Consider the following 1,941-nt stretch of genomic DNA (forward strand, 5'->3'; position numbering starts at 1 on the left):
GGAAAAGGATCCGCGCAAGCGGCCCGGTTCCGCGCTGCAGGTGGCGGCGGCGCTGCCGGGCGGCGATCCCTTGGCGGCGGCGCTGGCCGCGGGCGAGACGCCCTCGCCGGAGATGGTGGCGGCGGCGGGAGAAACCGAGGGCCTGCGCCCGGTGGTCGCGTGGCTCTGCCTGGCGGGGATCGTGCTGGGAGTGGCGGCGTCCATTCTGCTGAGCGGGCAAGCGAAGCTCTACCGGCGCGTCCCGCTGGAGAAGCCTCCGGAAGCGCTGGCGGAGCGGGCGAAGGAAGTACTGCGGAGCGTGGGGTACTCGGAGCCGCCGGCGGACAGCGCGGTTGGCTTCTACGAGTGGAATGACTTCCTCCGCTACGTCAACGAGCACGACACCTCGAAGACCCGCTGGGACAACATGGAATATGGGCCCTTCGTCTTCTGGTATCGAAGCAGCCCGCGGCTGCTGGGCGCGCGCTACTTTGTTTCGGATGCGCCTATCTTCGGAGGAGTATGGACGGACGACCCGCCGCTGGACGTTTCCGGGATGACGCTGGTGCGACTCACCCCGCGCGGGCACCTGGTGCATCTGGTGGCGGTGCCGGCGCAGGTGGAGGACCCGGCCGGAGCCGCGGTCCCGGTGGACTGGGAAAAACTGTTCGTTGCCGCGGGGCTGGATGCGTCGAAGTGGACGCCGGTCGAGTCCACGTGGACGCCTCCGGTGTACAGCGACACGCGCGCGGCGTGGACGGGGGCGGTGGCCGAGCGTCCGGAGATCCCGATCCGGATCGAGGCGGCAGCCTACCGGGGAAAGCCCGTGTACTTCCAGTTGATCGGCCCGATGAGCCGCCCGGAACGCGCGCAGGAATACAGGCCGACGGCTGCGGAAGAGGCGGCGCAGTGGATTGGGATCGTGTTCGGGCTCCTGCTTCTGACGGGCAGCGCAATCCTCGCCCGGCGCAACCTGCGCCTGGGCCGGGGGGATCGGCGCGGGGCTTTCCGGCTGGCAACCGTGGTCTTCGTGGCCTGGGCCGTGACTTGGCTTTTAGGAGCGCACCACGTCGCCGATTTCTACGAGTTCCCGCTCTTCTTCCTTGCCCTGAGCGTAGGGATCGCAGGCTCGGTGTTCATCGGGGTCCTCTACATCGCGCTGGAGCCCTACGTGCGCCGGCGCTGGCCCGCAACCCTAATCTCCTGGAGCCGGCTGCTGGCGGGGGGCATGCGGGATCCGCTGGTGGGGCGCGACGTGCTGTTCGGCTGCCTGCTCTCCATCACCGGCATCTGCGTGGTGCGGGTCGCCTGGTTCGTGCCGCTTTGGCTGGGCCGTCCTCCGGTGCAGCCCTACGCCGGACCGACGTGGCAGTTGCTGGGCGCGCGCGCCATCATTTCCGACGTGGCGAACAACATCCTCTTCGCCATTCTGGCTGGCCTGGCCTCACTTGCTCTCCTGTTCCTTTTCCGGACGCTGCTGCGGAGAGACTGGGCGGCAGCGGCAGCGTTTGTGCTCTTCTTCGGGTTTCTGACCGCTCAGGGGACCGGCGCTCTCGACGTCGTCCTGGTGCCGCGGCTGATCCTGTTCAGCCTGAGCGTGTATCTGCTGATCCGCTTTGGAGTGCTGGCGCTGGTGGCCGCGAACGTCTTCAACGTTTTCCTGGGAAGCTTCCCGCTGACCACGCAGATGTCGGCGTGGTACGCGGACACCAGCCTGGCGGGGATGGCGCTGATGGCGGCCATTGCCTTCTACGCCTTCTACACCTCGCTGGGCGGACGCTCGCCCTTCGGGGCGTCGGGGCTGGAGGAGTGAGGGGGAGAAAGAAGTGGCGCGCCCTAGGGGACGATTTCAGAACTCTGGTTTCAGGCCCGATTCAGCTTCTAACGTACGAAACCCCTCTCAGTGACCTTTGGGCACAGGCGTAACCGCGTGTGGCCATGGCGGTTGCGTTGCAGGTTGAG

The 1,941-nt window shown here is 67.6% G+C and carries 1 protein-coding gene; it reads left to right on the top strand.

All coding sequences use genetic code 11. The features are described 5' to 3' along the window. A partial coding sequence (locus tag VGQ94_06455; protein HEV2022154.1) for a hypothetical protein occupies positions 1-1,792 on the top strand: 1,792 nt, incomplete at its 5' end. Between the last annotated feature and the right edge of the window lie 149 nt (positions 1,793-1,941).

It is taken from the genome of Terriglobales bacterium, assembly GCA_035937135.1.
Taxonomy (GTDB): Bacteria; Acidobacteriota; Terriglobia; order Terriglobales; family Acidobacteriaceae; genus DASYVL01.